The organism is Arthrobacter sp. 18067 (assembly GCF_902706295.1).
Classification (GTDB): Bacteria; Actinomycetota; Actinomycetes; order Actinomycetales; family Micrococcaceae; genus Arthrobacter.
Map to the genome: position 1 here is coordinate 1 of NZ_CACSJJ010000131.1, position 381 is coordinate 381.

The 381-nt window shown below is 66.1% G+C and carries 1 pseudogene; it reads right to left on the minus strand.

The features are described 5' to 3' along the window. A pseudogene (locus tag GVL04_RS24425) lies at positions 1-381 on the minus strand (alpha-glucosidase); the annotation flags it as partial.

The following is a 381-nucleotide window of genomic DNA, read 5'->3' on the forward strand; positions in this document are numbered from 1 at the left end:
CCCCAGCCACAGCGCATCGCCGTCGCGATAGCCCCAGCTCTCGCCGTCATCTTCAAAGAGCAGGCCGCTCGTCGAGCCCGCACCCTTGAGCGGAAACAGCTTCAGCTCGCGGCTGTCGTCTTTTTTGGCGTCAACGTGGACGATCCTCTCGCTGAGCGGCAGACCCGCCCCGGCGCGCACCATCAACGGCAGTTTCTCCAGCGGCGCATCGAGCGTTATCCACTGGCCGCCGGCAAACCACTCTCCGCTATAAAAGTCGTACCAGCCGGACTCGTTTTCCGGCAGCCACGCCGGGCGCTGGCGCTGGCCGGGCTCCACGACGCTGGCGACGAGGAGATCGCGGCCGAACAGGAAGTCGTCGCACTCCTCGAAGGTCTGCGG